The organism is Bradyrhizobium sp. (assembly GCF_016213215.1).
GTDB lineage: Bacteria > Pseudomonadota > Alphaproteobacteria > Rhizobiales > Xanthobacteraceae > Bradyrhizobium.
In genome coordinates, this window is the sequence record NZ_JACRAW010000062.1 from 1 (window position 1) to 21,188 (window position 21,188).

Sequence of the window (21,188 nt, forward strand, 5' to 3'; positions counted from 1 at the left end):
CTGGACGCGGCGATCGAGGCCGGCGCCGACGACGTCGTGTCGGGCGAAAGCGGCCACGAAATCTACGCCTCTACCGAGAGCTACCGCGAAGTCGCCAAGGCGCTGGAAGCGAAATTCGGCGAGCCGCGCAAGGCCGCGCTGATCTGGAAGCCGCAGAACACCGTCGCCGTCAACGACGAGACCGGCGAAAAGCTCTTGAAGCTCATGGAGCAGCTCAACGAGCACGATGACGTGCAGAACGTCTACGCCAATTTCGAAGTCTCCGACGCGCTGATGGCGAAGGTGACGGGCTAGAGGCCCACTGTCGTCGCCGGGCTTGCTCCGATCGCGGGTCGCGCCCGCGCAGCGAGGGGAAGTATCTCGGCCCCGTTCGGGGACTTTCGTTCTGTTTCTGTTTCCCCCGCGGCAGCCAGAGGCTATCACTGCCCCATGACCGCCCCGTCGATTCGCCAACCGGTTCGCATTCTCGGCATCGATCCCGGCCTGCGCCGCACCGGCTGGGGCGTGATCGAGGCCGACGGCAACCGCCTGGTCTTCGTCGCCTGCGGCTCTGTGGAGCCGCCTCATGGCCTGCCGCTTTCCAGCCGCCTGCTCGCGATCCATGAGGGGCTGGCGTCCGTGCTGTCCGACTACAAGCCGGTGGAAGCCGCGGTCGAACAGACCTTCGTGAACAAGGATGGTGTCGCGACGCTCAAGCTCGGCCAGGCGCGCGGCGTTGCCATGCTGGCGCCCGCGATGTTCGGCATTTCCGTGTCCGAATACGCGCCCAACCAGGTAAAGAAGACGGTGGTCGGCGCAGGCCATGCCGACAAGAACCAGATTGCCGTGATGCTGAAGATACTCCTGCCCAGGGCCGAGCCGCCATCCGCCGACGCCGCCGACGCGCTCGCGATCGCGATCACGCACGCGCATCACCGCCAGAGCGTCGCCCTGCGATTGAAGGTGATGGGAATATGATCGGCAAGCTCAAGGGCCTGATCGATTCCTACGGCGAGGATTTCGTCATCCTCGACGTCGGCGGCGTCGGCTACCAGGTGCATTGCTCGGCGCGCACGCTGCAGGCGCTGCCTTCGCTGGGCGAAGCGGCGGTGCTGTCGATCGAGACTTATGTCCGCGAGGACCAGATCAAGCTGTTCGGCTTTCGCACCGATCACGAGCGCGAATGGTTTCGCCTGTTGCAGACCGTCCAGGGCGTCGGTGCCAAGGTCGCGCTTTCGGTGCTCGGTACGCTGCCGCCGGCGGAGCTAGCCAATGCGATCGCGCTGCGCGACAAGGCCGCCGTGTCGCGTACTCCCGGCGTCGGCCCCAAGGTCGCCGAGCGCATCGTCACGGAGCTGAAGGACAAGGCGCCAGCCTTTGCCAATGTCGATCCCGCGGTGGTGCATCTTTCCACCGCCATCGACGATCAGCGCGCCCCGCGGCCGGTAACGGACGCGATCTCCGCGCTGGTCAATCTAGGCTACGGCCAGCCGCAGGCCGCCGCTGCCATCGCCTTCGCCTCCCGCAGCGCCGGCGAGCATGCAGAGACGGCGCAGCTGATCCGCCTCGGATTGAAGGAGCTGGCGAAGTGAATCTCCAACCGCGAGGCCCATCCTTCGCCTCTCCCCGCTTGCGGGAGGCCGGATTGCGCGTCAGCGCAGTCCGGGTGAGTGGGACTCTCCGCGCACCGAGCTTGTTGAAACTCCCCCTCACCCCGACCCTCCAAGGGCGAGCTTCGCTCGGCTCGACCCCGCAAGCGGGAAGAGGGAGCCGCGGTGCTCGTGGTATGTTTGCCCGATGACCACTCCCTCCCGCCTCGTCACCCCCGAGCGCCGCGGCGACGATGTCGGCGACACCGCGCTGCGCCCGCAATCGCTGTCGGAGTTCGTCGGTCAGCAGCAGGCGCGCAAGAACCTCTCCGTGTTCATTGAGGCGGCACGCAAGCGCGGCGAGGCGCTGGACCATGTACTGTTCGTCGGCCCGCCGGGGCTCGGCAAGACCACGCTGGCGCAGATCGTGGCGCGCGAGCTCGGCGTCGGCTTTCGCGCAACCTCGGGGCCGGTGATCGCGAAGGCCGGCGATCTCGCCGCCCTTCTTACCAATCTCGAAGAGCGCGACGTGCTGTTCATCGACGAAATCCATCGCTTGAGCCCGGCGGTAGAGGAAGTGCTCTATCCCGCGATGGAAGACTTCCAGCTGGATCTCATCATCGGCGAGGGGCCGGCGGCGCGCTCGGTCAAGATCGAGCTTGCCAAGTTCACCCTGGTCGGTGCCACCACGCGCGCGGGGCTATTGACCAATCCGCTGCGCGACCGTTTCGGCATCCCGATCCGCCTCAACTTCTACACCGTGGAAGAGCTGGAAAAGATCGTCACCCGTGGGGCGCGCGTTCTCAACGTCGGCATGACGGCTGACGGCGCCAACGAGATCGCGCGGAGAGCCCGCGGCACGCCGCGCATCGCCGGGCGCCTGCTCCGGCGGGTGCGCGACTTTGCCTCCGCGGCGGATGCTGCTTCCATCGACCGCAAGATCGCCGATCATGCGCTGAGCGCCCTTGAGGTCGATGCCGCGGGGCTCGATGCCATGGACCGGCGCTACCTCACCACCATCGCCATGAACTATGGTGGCGGGCCGGTCGGCGTGGAGACGCTGGCGGCGGCGCTTTCCGAGCCGCGCGATGCGATCGAGGACATCATCGAGCCCTATCTGATCCAGTGCGGCTATTTGCAGCGCACGCCGCGCGGCCGGCTCCTGACGGCGCACGCGTTTCGCCACCTCGGTCTCGCCGAGCCCACGCGCGATCCGGCGCAGTTCGGATTGTTCGGGAATGGCGAGAGCGAGGACTGAGCCCGTTACCCTCGAACCCGTCTCGCCCCAACCCACACTAACCCGAAGCTGCGGCGATCTGGACATCGCCGCCGGCAGTGATGGGAGTGCGGGAAAATGGGGTTGACCGAAGACGCCAAACTGCTTGGGAACATGGTGGCGGCGCCGCAACTGCGCGCGCCGGACGAGACCGAAATCTTCCTTGATGCAATGTCCATGGACGAGCTCACATCGCTGTGGTGCGTGCTGCAGCGTGTGAGCCGCCGCGATCTGACGGGCGGCGCCCGGGGAGCCTATGTTTATTTCGACCATTTGCCGCACCGGAAACCCGACCGCGCCCTCGAACTCGCGCTCGAGGTCCTGCGCTGCGAGACCGACAAGCCGACGGTGATGCAACTGAATGACAAGTTCCTGCCGTCGCTGCTCTATGCCCATGGAGACGAGGTGATCGAGCGCATCGAGGCGGAGGTGGAAGGCAACGAGCGGCTGCGCTGGCTGCTCGGAGGCATCCAGTTCGGGCCGGACGAAGTCATGATGGAGCGGATCAACCGCATCGCCAACATGACCGCGTGGCGTGCCGATGATCTCGCGCACCGCAGGCCGCGGGAAGCACTCGATTGCGCGGCACTGTCGCTGCCAGAGCTTGCCCGCGCCTGGGTGGAGCAGTACTCGAAATCGGACCGCGACCGGGACGACAACCTGTTTGCGATCATGGATTACGAGCGCGAGTTGCGCGAGGAGGATCCCGAGAAGGCGATCGACCTGATCCTGGAAATCCTGAAGATCGAGACCAATCCCGTGCTGTTGTCGCTCCTCGCGGCCGGCCCGCTGGAAGACGTGATCAGCATGGAAACGATCGACCGTATCGAGCGCGAGGCCGCCGCCGACACACGCTTCCGCAAACTGTTGGGCGGGATCTGGTACTACGGGGTCAGGGACGAGCTGAAGGCCCGGCTTGACGCTCTGATAGGGGATGCCCGCTGGTAGGCATCTGCTGGCAATCTGCACAGACGGACCCCAATTCCGCTCCAATTTTCCTTCATGAACGGGGTGCATCACGATTACCCCGCATGATCACACGACGCAAATTCTTGAAGTCCATCGGCGCTGTCTCGGCATTCGGCGTGTCGACGGCGGCCTATGGCGTTGGCGTCGAGCCGGTGCTGCGGCTGCGCGTCACACGCTACAATCTCACCCCGCGACAATGGCCGGCCGATCTTCGGCTTCGGATCGCCGTGATCTCGGACGTTCACGCCTGCCATCCCTGGATGTCGCTGGAGCGGCTCGAGGCGATCGTTGCGCGCACTAATGCGCTGAATGCCGACGTCATCGTCATGCTCGGCGACTACGTCGCCGGTCATCGCCATGTGACGCGATTCATCCGGTCGAGCGAATGGGCCGCGGTGTTTGCAGGGCTCAAGGCGCCGCTCGGCGTCCATGCCATCCTCGGCAATCACGACTATTGGGACGACAAGACGGTACAACGCCAGGGAAAGGGGCTGACGGTCGCGCGACGCGCGCTCGAGGTTGTCGGCATCCCGGTCTATGAGAACGATGTCACGCGCCTTACCAAGCAAGGCCGTCCGTTCTGGCTCGCCGGCCTCGGCGACCAGTTCGCCTGGATGCCGGCGCGGCGCTTCCGCCGGATCAAGCGCATCGGCGTCGACGACCTCGACGCGACGCTTGCCAAGGTTACCGACGACGCGCCGATTATTCTTCTCGCCCATGAGCCCGACGTCGCGCTGCGCGTGCCCTCGCGCGTCGCGCTGCAATTGTCCGGGCATACCCACGGCGGCCAGGTGCGCCTGCTCGGCTGGTCGCCCGCGGTGCCGCCGCGAAACGGCGTCCGCCTGGCCTATGGCCACGTGCGGCTGAAATGCGACGTCATCGTCTCCGGCGGGCTGGGCTGCAGCATCGTGCCGCTCCGCGTCGGCATTCCGCCGGAGATCGTGCTGGTGACGCTGGGGAAGGACGCTCCCGCAGTGGCCTGACCACGCTTGCGCAGCAAGGTGATTTTGCGCAAAACGGGCTCCTTCCTGCGCAGCCTTAAGGACGCACGTGACAGCACCCCATATCGACGGCGAGATCCGCAACGGCCGCCACCACATGCAGGTCCGCGTCTATTACGAGGACACGGACTTTTCCGGCATCGTCTATCACGCCAACTATTTGCGCTTCATGGAGCGCGGACGCACCAACCATCTGCGGCTGATGGGCGCCGAGCAGCACACGCTGTTTGCCGAGGCGGAAGCCGAGAGTCCGGGCTTTGCCTTCGTCGTGCGCTCGATGCACATCGATTTTCTCAAGCCCGCGCGCATGGACGACATCCTGGATGTCGTCACCTGGCCGGTCGCGGTGAAGGGCGCCTCGATCACGCTGGCACAGGAGGTGCGGCGCGGCGAGGAAGTGCTGGTCAAGGCCGAGGTGCGCGTCGCCTTCATCTGCGGCGGCCGCGCGCAGCCCATTCCCAAGTCCCTGCGGCTGTTGTTGAAGGCCGATGTGATCTAGCTATCGGCCGACAAAGCAAGAGTATCGACTTTCGGAAATCGGCCTCTACGACCGTGGTCTGACGTCGCGGAGCGGCGATAGTCCCTTTCAGGAAATCCCCGATGCCGCGCGTCTTGTCACGAAGCGCGCGATCGCGTCGCCGAGTCTGGCGTTGTCCAGGGGCTCAGCGAGGGAGGATTTGCCCTCGGCGACGACCGCTTCCGGAGCATCGCCCTCGCGCGCCTCGCATAGCTCGTAGGCGAAACTTGCGCTGAACTCCGGATGCGGCTGCACGGAGAATGTCGCGCCGTTGGCATAGAGCAGTCCGGCATGCGGCGTGAAATCCGAGAACAGGATGGTGCGGGCTCCGGCCGGCGGCTCGATGACCTGGTCCTGGTGCGAGCAGGGAATCGCGATGTGCTCGCCGTCGACAATGCCGTTGCCAGGTGCGATCCCGTAGACGTGCCGCCCGATGCCCCAGCCCTTGTCCGACTTGCGGACCACGCCGCCCAGGGCCTGGGCGATCAGTTGATGGCCGAAGCAGACGCCGACCATGGGAGCTCCGCTGCCATAGGCCGCGCGCACGAACTCTTCGAGCCGTGCGATCCAATCGAGCTTGTCATACACGCCGGCCGCTGAGCCGGTGATGAGGATAGCCTGCAATTCTCTCGGATCGGGAAGGGGTTCGCCGGCTGCAACGCTGACGACGTCGAAGTTGATCGATGGATCCGCGGCGCGGATCAGGCGCTCGAACATCTGCGGAAACGATCCATGGCGCTCGCGAAAGCGCCGGGAGAGGAGCCCCGCTTCTACGATCGTTAGGCGTGACATCAGATGTCGCCGGCCCAGCTAGGAGGTGCGTTTGAGTTCGTGCAACGGGTCCTGATGGGTAACATCGTTACTTGCAGATTCCAAGGTTCGGCCACGACTCACCTGTCGTCCCCGCCAAGCGAGCTTCCTCTCCCCCCGTGCGGCAGGGCTATCGCATATGAAAGAAAACCTGGTGGGCGGTCTCCTTGCGGCCCATCCTTCGAGACGCCCGCCTTTGGCGGGCTCCTCAGGATGAGGTCTTGCGGCGAGATCTCGGACCCTCATGGTGAGGAGCGCCGCTTGCGGCGCGTCTCGAACCATGAGGCCGACCACCTCGCCGCCACCAAAGAGCCAAATGCGATTGCCCTGCGGGGAGAGGAAGAGATTGCTACGCCGCCGCCTTGTGGCGCGCGAGTTCGGCCTTGTAGAGCTCGAACTCCTCGGCCATGGCCCTGGCGATCGACGGCCGCGCGCGCAGCCGCTCGTAATAGGCCTTCAGCGTCGGCCATTTGGCGAGCTCGATCGGCGGCGTCGCCATGGTCCAGTTGATCACCGTGACGAGATAGGCGTCCGCCACGCTGAAATGGTCGAGCAGGAATTCGCGGCCCTTGAGGTAGTTCTCCAGGTAATCGAGCCGCGACAGGCCTTTCTCCAGCAGATAGCTCTTCGCTTCCTGCGGCGCCTTGCTGTCGAGCATCGTCGAGAACAGCCCCTTGTGCAGCTCGGTGCCGATGAAGCAAAGCCACTGATGCAGACGGCTGCGGTCCATGCCGGCCCCGCTGCCGAGATCGGCTTGCGGGAAGCGGTCTGCGACATGTTGCAGGATCGCGGCGTTCTCGGTGAGCACGGTGCCGTCGTCGGTGCGCAGGGTCGGAACCAGTCCGAGGGGGTTCAGTTGTCGAAAATCCGAGCCGTCCTTCAGCACGGTCTTGGTCCTGGGATCGACCTCGAGATAGTTGGCCTCACCGCCTGCTTCGTAAAGCGCGATGCGGGTCGCCATCGAGCAGGCGAGCGGCGAGAAATAGAGATCCATTCGAGCCTCCTGGGCGTTCGTGTTCGGTCGCTCAACCCGGCCGGATTGATTTTTGTACTGTTCTGCATAATATGGCTGACGTCAAGGAATTTATGCGAGATGGTACAAAAAGGTAAGGAGCCTCCCAGAACGCCCGCGCTGGCGCCTGCGCCGAAGCGGCGTGGGCGGCCGCGTGCCTACGAGCCGGAGGTCGCGCTCGGCAAGGCGCTCGACCTGTTTCGCCGCGATGGCTTTGCGGCGACCTCGCTCGATGATCTGAGCGCGGCCACCGGCATGAACCGGCCGAGCCTCTACGGCGCGTTCGGCGACAAGCGCGAGCTCTACATCAAGACGTTCCAGCGCTATCGCGACGAGGCCCGCGCCGCGATGGGCGATATCTTCCGGCACGACATGCCGTTGCGGCGGCGGCTGGAGCGCATCTATGCCGCGGCGCTCGACATCTATCTTTCGGGCGAGAGCGGCCCGCGCGGCTGCTTCACGGTGATGACGGCGGGCTCCGAAGCGGTCGCCGATCCCGAGATCCGCGCCATGGTGCAGAACGGCCTTGCCGAGCTCGACAAGGCCTTTGCCAACTGCTTCAGCCGCGCCAGGGAGAAGGGCGAACTGCCTGAGAGCGCCGATCCTGCCGTGCTGGCGCAGCTCGCCTCTGCGACCATCCACACGATCGCCATTCGCTCGCGCGCGCGGGTGCCGCGCAAGGAGCTGGAAGCCATCATCAAGGGGGCGATCGATCTGATGTGCGGGGCGGGGAAGTAAGCACCTCCTGTCCTCTTCCGCAACAACGGAAGACCGGCATCTGCAGGAATTTTGTAACCTCTGTCGGTTCCGGCGTTCGCCGTTCGTCCTGGGGACGCATCCAACAGAGGAGTTTCAAATGTCCGGTCAGTCAGACGTTGCCACATCTGGAGAGGTCAAGCCGCCCCTTCGGCTGTTGCGCAGCGCGGCGGCGATCTTCCTCGGGTTTGCCGCGGTTGTCGTGCTCTCGCTTGGCACCGATCAGGTGCTGCATATGCTTGATGTCTACCCGCCGTGGGGCGAGCGCATGGACGACGCGAGATTGCTGCTGTTGGCGCTCGCGTATCGCACAGTCTACACGGTGCTCGGCGGCTACATCGCCGCACGGCTCGCGCCTGGCGCGCCGATGCGCCATGCCGTCATCTTGGGATTGATAGGGCTCATCCCCGGGATCGGCGGAGTCATCGCCGCTGTAACCAGCGATCTCGGGCCACTGTGGTTTCCGGTCGTGCTCGCGTTGGCCGGTCTGCCATGCTGCTGGCTTGGCGGCGTCCTGCACCGCGCGACGCAGGCCCATCGACAGGTGTCGCATCCAAACGGCTAATAGCCCCGGGTGAAGTTGACGACGTTTTCCAGGGCGCCGCCGGCCTCGAACCGCGCGATTTGATCGGCCACGTAGCGCGAGATTGCATCCGGGTCGGTGTCGGCCGCGTTGTGCGGCGTCAGCACCACCTTGGGATGGCTCCAGAACGGGCTGTCGGGCGGCAGCGGTTCCTGCGTAAACACGTCGAGCGAGGCCGAGCCCAGCGTGCCATCGTCGAGGCAGGCGAGAATGTCCGCTTCATTCTGCAGGCCGCCGCGGCCGGCGTTGATCAAAACCGGCGCGCCGAGCGGGCTGGTGCGGTTGAGGCGAGTAAATACATCGCGATCGAGAATGCCGCGCGTCTGATCCGTCAGGGGCAGGAGGCAGACCAGGATGTCGGTCCGGCGCAGGAAGGCTTCAAGTCCGGCGCTGCCGTGGAAGCATTCGATGCCTTCGAGCTGACGTGCGCTGCGGCTCCAGCCGGCAACCTTGAAGCCGATCCGTTGCAACACCTGGGCCGCATCGGCGCCAAGCGTGCCGAGCCCCATGATGCCGACCGAGACAGCGCCGGCCGCCCACTGGAACTTCGGCGCCCAGCGCTTCTCGCGCTGCGACTGCCGGAGGTACGGCTCCTGCCGGTGATGCATCAACACATGCAGGACCACGTATTCGGTCATCCGGCCGGTCAAATCAGGCACGGCGACGCGGACCAGCGGCACGTTGGGCAGCGAGCGGTCGGCCATCAGCGCGTCGACGCCGGCGCCGAGATTGAAGATCGCGCGCAGCTTCGAAAACGCGGCGAGCTCGCCCGGCTTAGGCTTCCACACCGCCGCGTAGGCAACCTCGGCCGGATCGAGCGATGCGTCGGCCAAGAGCCGAACCGGCCGGTCGCGGCAGACATCGTCAAAGCGCGCCTTCCAGCGCTCCGGCGACCAGTTGTCCGTCCCGCCGTGGATCAGTAATGCCAGCGTTCCCTTACTCATCAGCTCCACTCGTCTGTAGCCTTCCTCGCCGCACATTAGCCGCAGGAACGGTATTGCAAAATGTTTCCGATCGGCTGTCGGGACGAGGCATAGTGGTTCGTCCTCGTAACAACAGGAAGTCTCGCATGCTCTACGCCATTCTTTGCTACCACGACGAAGACCTTGTCGGTTCCTGGACCAAAGAACAGGACGATGCCGTGATGAAGAAGCTTGCCGTGGTGCAGGAGAAGCTTGCGACGCAAGGCCGCCTCGGTCCGGTAGCGCGGCTGCTTCCGACTACGGCGGCGGCGACGTTGCGCAAGGAGGATCCGCCACTGGTGCTGGACGGTCCCTATGCCGAGACCAAGGAGCAACTGCTCGGCTTCTACATCGTCGACTGCAAGAATCTCGACGACGCGCTCGACGTGGCGCGCGAGCTGGGGGCCGCCAATCCCGGCGGCGCCTATGAGATTCGTCCGGTCGGCCTGTTTGCGCCCGGAGGTAGCCTGAAGTGAGCGAGGCCGACGCCGCCTGGATCGACGCCGCCCTGACATCGGCCCGTCCGCAGGCCGTCGGCGCCCTCCTGCGCTATTTTCGCGACCTCGACACCGCCGAAGAAGCGTTTCAGAACGCCTGCCTGCGCGCGCTGAAGGCTTGGCCGCAGAACGGCCCGCCGCGCGATCCGGCGGCATGGCTGATCATGGTCGGCCGCAACGCGGCGATCGATGAGGTGCGGAGGGCCCGCCGGCAGGAGCCGCTGCCGGAGGACGATCAGACCATCTCGGATCTCGAAGATGCGGAGGGCGAGCTCGCCGAGCGGCTCGACGGCTCGCATTATCGGGACGACATTTTGCGGCTGATGTTCATCTGCTGCCATCCCGACCTTCCCTCGACGCAGCAGATCGCGCTCGCGCTGCGCATCGTCTCGGGGCTCTCGGTGAGGCAGATCGCGCGCGCCTTCCTGGTCTCGGAAACGGCGATGGAGCAGCGCATTACCCGCGCCAAGGCGCGCGTTTCCGACGCCAACGTGCCGTTCGAGACGCCGGGGCCGGTGGAGCGGTCCGAGCGGCTCGCGGCCGTCGCCGCGATGATCTATCTGATCTTCAACGAGGGCTATTCGGCGAGCGCGGACACCGCCGATAGCCGCAAGCCGCTGTGCGAGGAGGCGATCCGGCTGGCGCGGCTGCTCTTGCGGCTGTTTCAAAGCGAGCCTGAGATCATGGGCCTGACGGCGCTGCTGCTATTGCAGCATGCGCGCGCCGCGGCGCGCTTTGCCGCCGACGGCTCGCTCATCCTGCTCGAGGATCAGGACCGCTCTCTGTGGAACAAGACCATGATCGCGGAAGGCCTCGCGCTGATCGACAAGGCGATGCGCCACCACCGCAGTGGGCCCTATCAGATCCAGGCCGCAATCGCCGCGCTCCATGCCCGCGCAGAGAAACCCGAAGACACCGACTGGAAGCAGATCGACTTGCTCTATGGCGCATTGGAGGTGGTCCAGCCTTCGCCGGTGGTCACGCTGAACCGGGCCGTTGCGGTGTCCAAGGTGCGCGGACCCGACGCCGCGCTCGAAATGATCGAGCCCCTGGCGGACCGGCTCAGCAACTACTTCCATTTCTTCGGCGTGCGCGGCGCCTTCCTGATGCAGCTCGGCCGCAATGACGAGGCGCGCGTCGCCTTCGACCGCGCCATTGCGCTCGCCAATACCTCGGCCGAGGCCGCCCATATCCGCATGCATCTCGATCGCCTGATCAAGGACAGTCAGTCCAAAGGGACCAACAAGGGCGCCAAGGCGAGGTAAGGCGGCGATGCATGTGACGGGCGTCTTTAGCCGGTGATCATTCCGGGTGGCGCGAAGCGCCAGACGCGGAATCCCGAGATTCCGGATTCGATGCTTCGCATCAACCCGGAAATGACGACAAGACGGAAGCTTGGGCGCGCCGCGAGAAATCTTCCCAATTCTTGTCGGAACTGCGCCCGCGCGTTCGTCCTTGGATCAAGCATCTGCGATCGCTCTTGCCATTCGGCAGTCGAAATCGAGGCGTTTGATCAAGCGTGCCGCTCATTCGACGCTCCGGCCGGAAGATGCTCCTTTAAGACGCAACCTCGCCGAAAGGCTTGACCCAAGGAGAAAAGGCTATGCTCAATCCCTACCTGTTCTACCAGGACAACTGCGAAGCCGCGTTCAACTATTACGCCAGGGTGCTCGGCGGCAAGATCGAGGTGCTGCTGCGGAACGAGGAGGGACCGCCGGAGATGCCCTCATCTCCGGAACGCAAGAAGAAGGTCATGCATGCAAGCATGACGATCAACGGACAGAGGCTGATGGCATCCGATGCGCCGCCCGAGCATTTTCACAAACCGCAGGGCTTTTCGGTCTCGCTCACGGTTGCCGATCCCGCGGAAGCCGAGCGCAAGTTTAAGGCGCTCGCCGACGGCGGCAATGTCACCATGCCGTTCGGCAAGACCTTCTTTTCGAAAGGCTTCGGGATGTGCATCGACCAGTTCGGCATCCCGTGGATGGTGAACTCACCGCTGGAGAACCAGTGAGGTCAGCTCCCTATCATCGCGGGCGGGGAAGAGCGAACCGAGCTCGCGGCCTTAACGGCACCTCGGATAAATCGACGCAAGTTCCCGTCCGCGCAGCAGCAGCATGCGCGAGCTCAATCCGCCGCGGCGGCTGATCCAGCCTCGCACCGGCGCTGGATAGGCCTGCAGCACGAGCTCGGATGCCTCCGGCTCGGCATAGGTCCGGCCGCGCCCGTCGATCGACCGCGCGGCGTGGAAACCCAGGACCGCGCGCCGCGTCACGCAGATGCGCTCGTTCGGCACCATGCTCAGCACCAGCGTGCAGGCGGAGAAGCACGGACCGTCGATCACGACGCGCTCGCCGGAATCGCGCACCTTTTCGAACAGGTCCAGAAACGGTCCGACGGCGCCGCCGGGACTGGCCATGATGCGGATCTCGGCATAGGCGGACGGCGAGGCGAGGGCGAGTAGCGCAGAGACGACCATAATGACCTTGACCAATGCTGCTCGATGCATGGCACACTCCCGCCGGTTCGAAGCTCGTACGCGCAGGGCAAGGCGAAGCGTGCCCACCGCTGAGGATGCAGCTGCCGATCGATCGTGGGCATGGCGCTTGCGCACCTTTGCCCGCCCTATGAATTCTTTCTACAAACCTCTTGGCGCCTATCCGTTCCGCCGCTCGCCGCGCAGCGTCGGCAGGCCGATGCCGGCGGCGTCGAAGCCGCCGTCGACGGCAAGGATCTGCCCGGTGACGTAGCTGGCGCGTTCGCTGCTCAAGAAGAGGATCGCCTCCGCCAGTTCGTCCTCAAGCCCGTAACGGTTCATCGGGATCGCGTCATGATAGTCGGCCCGGATCTCGGGGGTGTGGACCTGTTTCGCCATCGCGGTGTCGACCGGCCCGGGCGCGACGCCGTTGACGCGAATACCGAGCGAGGCCAGTTCGACCGCAAGCTGCTTGGTGAGGTGCGCGAGACCCGCCTTGCTGGTGCCGTAGGCCGAGCGCAGGGTCGAGGCGCGCACCGCCGAGATCGAGGTGATGTTGACCACCGCGCCACCGCCATGCTCGCGCATCAGCGGCACGGCGGCTTTCGTGCAGAGGAACGGTCCGGTGAGATTAACTTCCAGCACACGGCTCCAGTCTTCGTTGGAGGTTTCGAGCAGCGGCGCGAACACCGCGACCCCGGCATTGTTGACGAGCGCATCCAGCCGGCCGAAGCGTTGTTCGATGCGCGCCATCGCGGCCTCGACCCCGTTGGCGTCGGAAACGTCGCAGCACAGCGCCAGCGTATCGTCGGGCCTGCCGATGCCGGCGACCGCCGCGTTCAGAAGTTCGCCCTGAATGTCGAGCAGCGCCACGCGCCAGCCTTCCGCCAGGAACCGTTTTGCGGTCGCCAGCCCGATGCCGCGGGCGGCTCCGGTCACGAGGGCGACTTTGGGCTGCGAGAATGTCATCGATAATCCGCTCTGTTCCTGGGAATGCTGTGTCCTATCCGGGCGGCGACCGTGCCACAAGTGCGGAGGCCAGTCCGCCTTGAGCTCCGGATGAATTTCGAGCGGGGTGTCGGTACGGCAAAACGCCATTCGTCTTGTTTTCGAGTGCCGGAAATCGGTCCAATGGAACTTTCAGCAAAGGGAGCGTGACGATGCGTTTCATGGTGATCGTGAAAGCAAATAGGGAAAGCGAAGCGGGCGTGATGCCGACCACCGAAATGCTCGCCGCGATGGGCAGGTTCAACGAGGAGATGGTGAAGGCCGGCATCATGCAGGCCGGCGAGGGCCTGCACCCGACCGCGAGGGGCGCGCGGATCAAATATTCCGGCGGCAGAAGTGAAGTGCGCCGCGGCCCCTTCGACCTTACTTCCGACCTGATTGCGGGCTTCTGGATAATCGAGACGAAGTCGATTGAGGAAGCGATCGACTGGATGAAGCGCGCGCCGTTCGAATCGGGCGCCGAGATCGAGATCCGCCAGGTATTCGCGGCCGAGGATTTCGGCGAAGCCTTCACGCCCGAATTGCGCGAGCAGGAAGAGCGGCTGCGCGCCGAGGTGGCCAAGAAATAGCCCCGTCATTCCGGGATGGTTGCGAAGCACGCAGGCCCGGAATCCATACTCCCCATACGTGGTTATGGATTCTCCGATGTGCAATTGCACATCGCAGCTCGACGCTCACGCGTCGCCCCGGAATGACGGTGTGGATGGACAGGAGCTTACTCCAGCCTCAAAGGAAAACCGGATGCGATTCATGATGTTGATGATCCCCCTCGGTTACGAGACCGCGCCGCCGGACGTTCAACTCGATCCGGAACGCGTTTCTGCAATGATGAAGTACAACGAAGAGCTCAAGAACGCCGGCGTGCTCATCACGCTGGACGGACTGCACCCACCGTCCATGGGCGCGCGGGTCTCCTTCGCCACTGGCAAGTCCGTCGTGACCGACGGGCCGTTCGCGGAAGCCAAGGAGGTGCTGGGCGGCTACTGGATGATCGACGTTGCCTCGCGCGAGGAGGCAATCGCCTGGGCGAAAAAGTGCCCGGCCACGCCCAACGAAATCATCGAGATTCGCCAGGTCCAGGAGGTCTCCGATTTTTCCGAAGAGGTGCAGCTGGCCGCCGCCGGCCTGACGGAGATGCAGGGCAGGGCGGTCCGCCATTGAGCAAACTCTCCACCCTGCCTTGAGAGAAGCCGGGCCGTCGATAACCTAACCGGCCCAAAGCCGATCCAAGCTAGTGACCTTGGCGGGTAGCTCATGTAAAAGTCTTTCACATGAGCTGGCGCAAGGAGCAGCGCCGCGCCGAGCGCGGCTATCATCACGGCAATCTCAAGGAGGCGCTGCTGCAGGCGGCGCTTGGGCTGATTGCGGAGAAGGGCGCGGCCGGCTTCACCTTCGCTGATGCCGCGCGCATGGCCGGGGTCAGCCCGGCCGCTCCCTACCGGCATTTCCGCGACCGCGACGAGCTTTTGTCCAGCGTCGCGCAGCGCGGCTTCGAGCAGTTCGAAGCACGGCTGATGAGCGCCTGGGACGACGGCCGTCCCGACACGGTCACCGCCTTCGAGCGCGTGGGCAAGGCCTATCTTGCCTTCGCGCGCGAGGAGCCGGCGTTCTATTCGGCGATGTTCGAATCGGGCCTTCCCGTCGATTCCAGCCCGGCGCTGATGGCCGCAGGCGAGCGCGCGTTTGGCGTCATCCGCGCGGCCGCCGAACGCCTTGCGGCCTTGACGCCGCCCGGCAGGCCGCGTCCGCCCGCGCTGATGATGGCGCTGCACATCTGGTCGATGTCGCACGGCGTCGCCTCGCTGTTCGCGCGGGGTGACGGCGCGCGACGCAAGTTGCCGATGTCGCCGGAAGAACTGCTGGAAGCCGAAGTCTTGATCTACCTGCGCGGCTTGGGCTTTCCGACCGATCGCCGCCCGTCCGAGCCGCCGCCGGTGCCGCCGGAGGCCTCGGGTGCCCCGGCGGGTGCGCCCAATGGTCCTTGGGGCAAGCCGAAATAAAGTTGCGCAAAAAAATCCAAGGGGCGGCGTGTCGCCCGCTTGACAAAAACGCCGGATGGTTTAGCTATGTAAATGTTATTTACATTCACAACGGCGTGATGCCGTGATGGAGAGGGAAATGGCCTACACCGCAGAAGCCAATCGATGGCGCGGCCCTTCGGATGAACCCAGCTATCGCCCCCGCATGATCGAGTCGCCATGGCATCCCGGCTGGATCGCCGTGACCATCCTCGGCTTCATCATCTGGTGGCCGATCGGTCTTGCCCTTCTCTTTTTCACACTTGGGAGCAGAAAGATGATGTGTGGTCCGGCGCGTTGGCAGAACAAGATGGAGCGCATGCAGTACAAGATGGATCGCATGCGCGACCGCGTGGAGCGGGGCGGCTTCGGCTGGGGCTTCGGCCCGTCGTCCTCCGGCAATCGCGCTTTCGACGAGTACCGCACCGAAACGCTGAATCGCCTGGAAGAGGAGCAGCGGGAATTCAAGGAGTTCCTCTCTCGTCTGCGCCACGCCAAGGACAAGGAAGAGTTCGACCAGTTCATGGCGCAGCACCGCAATCGTCCGACGCCGCCGAACGACCAGCCGCAACAGGGCTGACGACCTAACCCCTGATAGCTTGAGCCGCCCGTTTGCGAATTCCGCAGGCGGGCGGTTTCCTTTGGTGGCCGGTAACACGCGGCCTTGAGGTCGCGCCTCCTCAAGAAACCTGGCCGCCGGTCGACAAGCTCCTGCGCCCCGCAACGTTTCCCCTTTTCTATTTTCGCATTTTCTATTTCGCAGCGGGGTTGCATGCCGGGAACAGGTTAGGCGTTAACGCGTACCGATACGTTGGTGTCGCAGCCAGAAACCGGCAAAATCAGCTGCGTCCGCCGTCCCCGTTGCGGCCGGTTGTCACCCGGCATGCCCAACAACAACGCGACATGCCGGCTGAAGGTTCTGCGGAACCCCTCAACGCAAATCCGGCGGAACTGTTGTCCTGCACCCTTCGTTTTGTATTTGAGAGGACAACCCGATGAATGTGTTGGACGAGCATACCAAATCGCTTTGGATGGAAACGCCCATTCCGCCCACTCGGCGCCTTTCGGGTCTGGAACGCGCCGACGTCGCGGTGGTCGGCGCCGGCATCGCCGGGCTATCGGTCGCATATGAGCTTGCCGTTCGAGGACGCTCGGTCGTCGTGCTTGACCGCGGCCAGATCGGCAGCGGCATGACCGCGCGCACCACCGCGCATTTGGCAACGGCGCTCGATGATGACTACAAGGAGTTGATCCGGGTCCGCGGCGAAGACTGCGCACGGCTGTACTACCAAAGCGTCGCAGCGGCCATCGATCGCGCGGAGGCGATCCAGTCTGCTGAAGCCATCGACTGCGATTTCCGTCGAGTCGACGGCTATTGGGTCTTGGCGTCCGAGACCCCTTCGTCGCAGCTCGATGAGGAATTCGACAGCTGCAAGAGGCTCGGTATTCCGGTTGAGCACTGCATCGATCCGACACCCTTCCATGGTGAAGGCGTTGCGCGCTCTCTCCGTTTTTCGCGTCAGGCGCGCTTTCATCCGACCAGATATCTAGCCGGACTGGTGAGAGCACTGCAGCGCCGCGGCGCCAAGCTTTACGGCGACACCTGCGTCGAAACGATCGAGCAGGGCGGCGGCGAGATCGTCCTGAAGACAACCTCCGGCCGCGAGGTGCGGGCAAGGGACGTTGTGGTCGCGACAAACTCACCCGTCAATCTACGCGCAGCGATCCATACCAAGCAGGCGCCCTATCGCACGTACGCGATTGCGGCAAAGATCCCGGCCGGCTCGCTGCCGGATGCGCTGTATTGGGACACGCTCGATCCCTATCACTATGTCCGCTTGCAGCCGCTCTCGGCGGATGAGGACATCGTGATTGTCGGTGGCGAAGACCACAAATCCGGCGAGGCCGATGACGGCCAGGTGCGCTTTGCCGCACTCGAACACTGGACGCGCGCGCGATTGCCGAACATGGGCGAGATCACCCATCGCTGGTCGGGCCAAGTACTGGAGCCCGTCGACTTCATCGGTTTCATCGGACGCACCCCGGACGAGCAACATGTTTTCCTGGTCAGCGGTGACTCCGGGCAAGGCATTACCAACGGACTGGTGGCAGGTCTCTTGATTGCGGACCTGATCACGACCGGCAGCAGCCCCTGGGAGCAGGTCTATTCGCCCGACCGCAAGATCCACAAGAACATCACCAGCTTCATCAGCGAGAACATCACGCCTCTCAAGAATTTTGCGGAATATCTCAGCGCCGATGCGCTGGCCTCGGTGGAGCGGCTTCGCGCTGGAGAGGGCCGCCTCGTCCGAAGCGGGTTGAAAAAAATCGCCGCCTGCCGCGACCGAAGCGGTGAGCTGCACTTGCACTCGGCGAGCTGCACCCATCTCGGTTGCGTCGTGCATTGGAATTCCCTGGAGCAATGTTGGGATTGCCCCTGCCACGGCTCTCAGTTCGCGCCAGACGGTACTGCGCTGAATGGGCCCGCCGTGTCCCCGCTTGCGCCGGTTCAAATTCCGTCCCGCGTCCAGGCCGCGGAATAGTTCGTCGGACAAGCCGCAGCGGATTCGATATCATTTGTTGCGTGGAGGTTCACAGTGGGGCTCTCGCCCGCTGACACTCACCCACCGTCGAGGATGAAGAACGTCCTCGAGGTTTGGAGGTGCGGGCTTCGGGCAAGACATGCGCCGCTGGCCCTCTAATTCTGAGGCCCCTCTTTGCTGGGCTGCGGTAATGATGATCCGCCAGCTCGGGCTTCGTACTGTTCCGCGAGAACCCGCAGCCGCGTAGCGACCTCCTGGTCGCCAATGCTGTCGGCCAGTCTTCGGCAGTGCTCGGCCCGTTCCAACCATTCTCGAGCGTCGTTCTCCATGTGGTCACAACATCCGGGAGCGTTTGGAGTTCATGAACGCGGAGTGAATTCGGATGTCCGGTTCACAGAACGGCTCGCGCGCTTCCGCGTCGGCGAACGGGATGCCGCAGAGCAAACCTGCGGGCCTTAACTCCTGCTCGAACGTGCCTCTAAACCTCGGCGATGCAGGTTCGCATCGTGCGTGTTCCATCGCCGTCGAAGGTGAGGGTGCGAGACGACGTCTGAACGGTCGCCCATATCAGCCAAAGCGCAACCGCGATGAGTTTGTGCATCAGCACCATGTGCGGCCTCGACCATCCAAGCCTTTGTGCGCCGAAGTGACCGATCGGTTAGGCGTTCGAATCGGGTGACGCTGGGTCTTGCCGTTCCGCTTTGGAACCGCCATGTTCCGCTTTGCAAGCGCTTGTCCTGCCTGGATTTACTGTAGCCAAATTCTTGTTTGGTAACCGCGCATTAACTATCGGCAGCGTCAGGTAAAAGCCGGAAAGTCGCGCCAATAGCCCTTGTTTTGACATGTTGGCAGGGAATGCACATCCCCGGCTTCGGACCGGCCTTCCTGCGACGAAGAGGGGCTATCTCGCGCAGGCTTGCTGCCGCGACAGATCGCGGCTCGGGAACGGGCAGCCAGTGCTCCCCGGACAAGTTGGGACGATTGCGTTGAGAGGATACGATTTATGAATCCGGCCGACGTGGCTCAGTCAGCCTTACCGGTGGCTGCATCCGCCGACGTGTCGCTGATCGCGCTGTTCTGGCAGGCTCACTGGGTCGTGAAGGCGGTCATGATGGGACTGTTGGCCTGCTCCGTCTGGGTGTGGGCGATCGCCATAGACAAGATCTTCCTTTACGCGCGCACGCGGCGCTCGATGGACCGCTTTGAGCAGGCGTTCTGGTCCGGCGAGTCGATCGAGGAACTCTATCGCTCGCTGTCGGCCAAGCCGACGCATTCGATGGCGGCGTGCTTTGTCGCGGCGATGCGGGAGTGGAAGCGTTCCTTCGAAAGCCATGCCCGCTCGGTCGCAGGCCTTCAAATGCGTATCGACAAAGTGATGAACGTCTCGATCGCCCGCGAGATCGAGCGGTTGGAGCGGCGGCTCCTGGTGCTGGCGACCGTCGGCTCGGCGGGCCCCTTCGTCGGCCTGTTCGGCACGGTCTGGGGCATCATGTCGAGCTTCCAGTCGATCGCCGCGTCCAAAAATACCTCGCTGGCGGTGGTGGCGCCCGGCATCGCGGAAGCGCTGTTTGCAACCGCCATTGGCCTGATTGCCGCGATTCCGGCTACTATTTTCTATAACAAGTTCACGTCCGAGGTGAACCGGCAGGCCCAGCGCCTGGAGGGGTTTGCTGATGAATTTTCGGCCATCCTGTCGCGCCAGATCGACGAGCGGGCGTGAAGGGCGGTATACTGTGAGACTATCATGAGCACCAGATCATGGGGATGAACGTCGCAAGTTCCTCCGGAGGCGGCGGTCGCCGCAGCCGGCGCAAGCCGGTCATGGCGGAGATCAACGTCACGCCGATGGTGGACGTGATGCTGGTGCTGCTTATCATCTTCATGGTGTCGGCGCCGCTGCTCACGGTCGGCGTGCCGCTCGACCTGCCGCAGACCCAGGCCAAGAGCATAGAGCAGGATCAGAAGCCGCTGCAGCTCTCGGTCGACATCAAGGGAAAGATCTACATCAACGACACCGAGGTCGCGATCAACGAAGTTGTGGCGAAGCTCAAGGCGATCACGGATGCGCGCGGCGGCGCCGAAGAGCGCATCTACATGCGCGCGGACAAGAAGGCGGACTACGGCACGGTTGCGCGGGTGATGGGCCTTCTCTCCCGCGCCGGCTTCAAGCGGCTTGCGCTGGTTACCGAGGTGGAGCAGGGGTCCTGACGTGAACGTCAAGGTCGACAAGACACTCGTTGCGTCGATTGCGCTCCACGTCCTCGTGATCGGATGGGGACTGACCTCCTTTGCCGCGCGGACGTGGGAAGCCCCGCCGCCGGAATCGTTGCCGGTCGACATCATCTCGGCCGATCAGCTTTCCAAGATCACCGCCGGCGTCAAGACCGGCGAGAAGGACAAGCCGAAGCCGCTGGTCGAGAAGGTCGCCGAGGCCAAGCCCGTCGACGAGGCCATCGGCAAGATCACCGAGAAGAAGGAGATCGTAACTTCTACCGCGCCCGAGCCGCCGCCCAAGCCAGTGGAAAAGCCGGTCGAGAAGAAGCCCGATCCACCCAAACCCGTCGTAGAGAACAAGCCTAAGGACGAGCAGAAGCCGGTCGAGAAGAAGCCGGATCCGGCCAAGGAGGACCCGATCGCCGAAGCGCTGAAAAAGGAGCAGGCGAAGAAGCCGGTGCAGAAGCAGGAAACCAAGACGGCTCCGCCACAGCCGCCGAAGCCCAAGCAGGAGCGCGTGTTCGACCAGACCAAGATCGCGGCGCTTCTCGATAAGCGCGATCCAACCCGTCAGGCTATCACCGGCACGACGCTTAACGCATCGGCTTCGCTCGGAACAGCGCGGGGCACTGCCGCGACACTTTCAATGTCGGAGATCGACGCGTTCAAGGCGCGTGTCAGGGATAATTGGAATGTCCCGCCGGGGATAGAGCACCCGGAAGAGATGGTGGTGACACTGCGGATTCAGCTGGGGTCGGACCGCCGACTGACAGCTCCGCCCCAGGTGATGTCTCGCGGCAATTCGCCGCGTTACCAGGCCGCTGTAGATGCTGTGGTTAGAGCTGTGCTGCAAGGGCAGCCGTACATGATGTTCCGCACTGAAACGTACGATCTATGGAAAGATATCATCATCGATTTCGATCCTAAGGAAATGTTCCGCAGTTGATCGGTGAAATCGATTGATCCTTGATAGATGAG

General features: G+C 64.0%; 25 protein-coding genes. 20 read left to right on the forward strand and 5 right to left on the reverse strand.

What is annotated here, in order from left to right; genetic code table 11:
- The 7 genes from HY852_RS10940 to ybgC form a co-directional block, all read left to right on the forward strand.
- Positions 1-294 (forward strand): YebC/PmpR family DNA-binding transcriptional regulator (locus HY852_RS10940; RefSeq protein ID WP_291604666.1); only part of this gene is annotated, 294 nt, incomplete at its 5' end.
- 135 nt (positions 295-429) lie between these two features.
- Complete coding sequence (gene ruvC, locus HY852_RS10945; protein ID WP_291604667.1) at positions 430-957, forward strand: crossover junction endodeoxyribonuclease RuvC; 528 nt, start codon at positions 430-432, stop codon at positions 955-957.
- Entirely contained in the window at positions 954-1,571 is a 618-nt protein-coding gene (ruvA, locus tag HY852_RS10950) for a Holliday junction branch migration protein RuvA (protein WP_291604669.1), read from the forward strand. Before ruvC ends, ruvA begins: the two co-directional genes overlap by 4 nt.
- Before the next feature lie 205 nt (positions 1,572-1,776).
- Complete coding sequence (ruvB, locus tag HY852_RS10955; RefSeq protein WP_291604671.1) at positions 1,777-2,826, forward strand: Holliday junction branch migration DNA helicase RuvB; 1,050 nt, start codon at positions 1,777-1,779, stop codon at positions 2,824-2,826.
- Positions 2,827-2,922: 96 nt separating this feature from the next.
- Positions 2,923-3,792, forward strand: a complete 870-nt coding sequence (locus HY852_RS10960) for a DUF6869 domain-containing protein (RefSeq protein ID WP_291604672.1) — start codon at positions 2,923-2,925, stop codon at positions 3,790-3,792.
- A gap of 83 nt (positions 3,793-3,875) precedes the next feature.
- Positions 3,876-4,796, forward strand: coding sequence for a metallophosphoesterase (locus tag HY852_RS10965; protein WP_291604673.1), 921 nt, complete (start codon positions 3,876-3,878; stop codon positions 4,794-4,796).
- Positions 4,797-4,863: 67 nt separating this feature from the next.
- On the forward strand, positions 4,864-5,313 hold the full coding sequence (gene ybgC / locus HY852_RS10970) for a tol-pal system-associated acyl-CoA thioesterase (RefSeq protein ID WP_291604674.1): 450 nt from the start codon (positions 4,864-4,866) through the stop codon (positions 5,311-5,313).
- Positions 5,314-5,400: 87 nt separating this feature from the next.
- On the opposite strand, the gene HY852_RS10975 is transcribed toward ybgC, so the two are convergent.
- Positions 5,401-6,123 carry a type 1 glutamine amidotransferase gene (locus tag HY852_RS10975; RefSeq protein ID WP_291604675.1) on the reverse strand — a complete coding sequence of 241 codons (723 nt, stop codon included), beginning with the start codon at positions 6,121-6,123 and terminating at the stop codon, positions 5,401-5,403.
- Between the two features lie 367 nt (positions 6,124-6,490).
- The gene (locus tag HY852_RS10980; RefSeq protein ID WP_291604676.1) at positions 6,491-7,135 is read right to left on the reverse strand and encodes a glutathione binding-like protein; all 645 of its coding nucleotides are present in this window, start codon (positions 7,133-7,135) and stop codon (positions 6,491-6,493) included.
- 99 nt (positions 7,136-7,234) lie between these two features.
- Here HY852_RS10980 and HY852_RS10985 point away from each other — a divergent pair, with 99 nt between their 5' ends.
- On the forward strand, positions 7,235-7,891 hold the full coding sequence (locus HY852_RS10985; RefSeq protein WP_291604677.1) for a TetR/AcrR family transcriptional regulator: 657 nt from the start codon (positions 7,235-7,237) through the stop codon (positions 7,889-7,891).
- A gap of 118 nt (positions 7,892-8,009) precedes the next feature.
- Positions 8,010-8,474, forward strand: coding sequence for a hypothetical protein (locus tag HY852_RS10990; protein ID WP_291604678.1), 465 nt, complete (start codon positions 8,010-8,012; stop codon positions 8,472-8,474).
- On the opposite strand, the gene HY852_RS10995 is transcribed toward HY852_RS10990, so the two are convergent.
- Entirely contained in the window at positions 8,471-9,436 is a 966-nt protein-coding gene (locus HY852_RS10995) for a glyoxylate/hydroxypyruvate reductase A (protein WP_291604679.1), read from the reverse strand. The two genes, HY852_RS10990 and HY852_RS10995, sit on opposite strands and share 4 nt — an antisense overlap.
- Positions 9,437-9,561: 125 nt before the next feature.
- Here HY852_RS10995 and HY852_RS11000 point away from each other — a divergent pair, with 125 nt between their 5' ends.
- The 3 genes from HY852_RS11000 to HY852_RS11010 all read left to right on the forward strand — a co-directional run bounded on the left by HY852_RS11000 (position 9,562) and on the right by HY852_RS11010 (position 11,965).
- Positions 9,562-9,930 carry a YciI family protein gene (locus HY852_RS11000; protein ID WP_291604680.1) on the forward strand — a complete coding sequence of 123 codons (369 nt, stop codon included), beginning with the start codon at positions 9,562-9,564 and terminating at the stop codon, positions 9,928-9,930.
- Positions 9,927-11,216: an RNA polymerase sigma factor gene (locus tag HY852_RS11005; RefSeq protein ID WP_291604681.1), complete on the forward strand. Its 1,290-nt coding sequence runs from the start codon at positions 9,927-9,929 to the stop codon at positions 11,214-11,216. Before HY852_RS11000 ends, HY852_RS11005 begins: the two co-directional genes overlap by 4 nt.
- A gap of 338 nt (positions 11,217-11,554) precedes the next feature.
- Positions 11,555-11,965, forward strand: coding sequence for a VOC family protein (locus tag HY852_RS11010; protein WP_291604682.1), 411 nt, complete (start codon positions 11,555-11,557; stop codon positions 11,963-11,965).
- A gap of 51 nt (positions 11,966-12,016) precedes the next feature.
- Here HY852_RS11010 and HY852_RS11015 read toward each other — a convergent pair whose 3' ends face one another.
- Together HY852_RS11015 and HY852_RS11020 are read right to left on the reverse strand one after the other, a co-directional pair.
- Positions 12,017-12,460, reverse strand: coding sequence for a hypothetical protein (locus HY852_RS11015; RefSeq protein WP_291604683.1), 444 nt, complete (start codon positions 12,458-12,460; stop codon positions 12,017-12,019).
- Between the two features lie 147 nt (positions 12,461-12,607).
- Positions 12,608-13,396 (reverse strand): SDR family NAD(P)-dependent oxidoreductase, encoded by a 789-nt coding sequence (locus HY852_RS11020; protein WP_291604684.1) that lies wholly within the window; start codon positions 13,394-13,396, stop codon positions 12,608-12,610.
- A gap of 191 nt (positions 13,397-13,587) precedes the next feature.
- Here HY852_RS11020 and HY852_RS11025 point away from each other — a divergent pair, with 191 nt between their 5' ends.
- The 8 genes from HY852_RS11025 (at position 13,588) to HY852_RS11060 (ending at position 21,156) form a co-directional block, all read left to right on the forward strand.
- Complete coding sequence (locus HY852_RS11025) at positions 13,588-14,004, forward strand: YciI family protein (RefSeq protein ID WP_291604685.1); 417 nt, start codon at positions 13,588-13,590, stop codon at positions 14,002-14,004.
- Between the two features lie 172 nt (positions 14,005-14,176).
- Positions 14,177-14,596 (forward strand): YciI family protein, encoded by a 420-nt coding sequence (locus tag HY852_RS11030; protein WP_291604686.1) that lies wholly within the window; start codon positions 14,177-14,179, stop codon positions 14,594-14,596.
- Positions 14,597-14,706: 110 nt separating this feature from the next.
- On the forward strand, positions 14,707-15,435 hold the full coding sequence (locus tag HY852_RS11035; RefSeq protein ID WP_291604687.1) for a TetR/AcrR family transcriptional regulator: 729 nt from the start codon (positions 14,707-14,709) through the stop codon (positions 15,433-15,435).
- 118 nt (positions 15,436-15,553) lie between these two features.
- A complete protein-coding gene (locus HY852_RS11040; RefSeq protein ID WP_291604688.1) occupies positions 15,554-16,033 on the forward strand; it encodes a DUF2852 domain-containing protein in 480 nt (159 codons plus the stop codon).
- A 415-nt stretch (positions 16,034-16,448) separates the two neighbouring features.
- A complete protein-coding gene (locus HY852_RS11045; protein WP_291604690.1) occupies positions 16,449-17,996 on the forward strand; it encodes an FAD-dependent oxidoreductase in 1,548 nt (515 codons plus the stop codon).
- Positions 17,997-18,999: 1,003 nt separating this feature from the next.
- Positions 19,000-19,716 carry a protein TolQ gene (tolQ, locus tag HY852_RS11050; RefSeq protein WP_291604691.1) on the forward strand — a complete coding sequence of 239 codons (717 nt, stop codon included), beginning with the start codon at positions 19,000-19,002 and terminating at the stop codon, positions 19,714-19,716.
- 38 nt (positions 19,717-19,754) lie between these two features.
- Positions 19,755-20,204 carry a protein TolR gene (tolR, locus tag HY852_RS11055; RefSeq protein ID WP_291604692.1) on the forward strand — a complete coding sequence of 150 codons (450 nt, stop codon included), beginning with the start codon at positions 19,755-19,757 and terminating at the stop codon, positions 20,202-20,204.
- A 1-nt stretch (position 20,205) separates the two neighbouring features.
- Positions 20,206-21,156: a protein TolA gene (locus HY852_RS11060; protein WP_291604693.1), complete on the forward strand. Its 951-nt coding sequence runs from the start codon at positions 20,206-20,208 to the stop codon at positions 21,154-21,156.
- Positions 21,157-21,188: the final 32 nt, after the last annotated feature.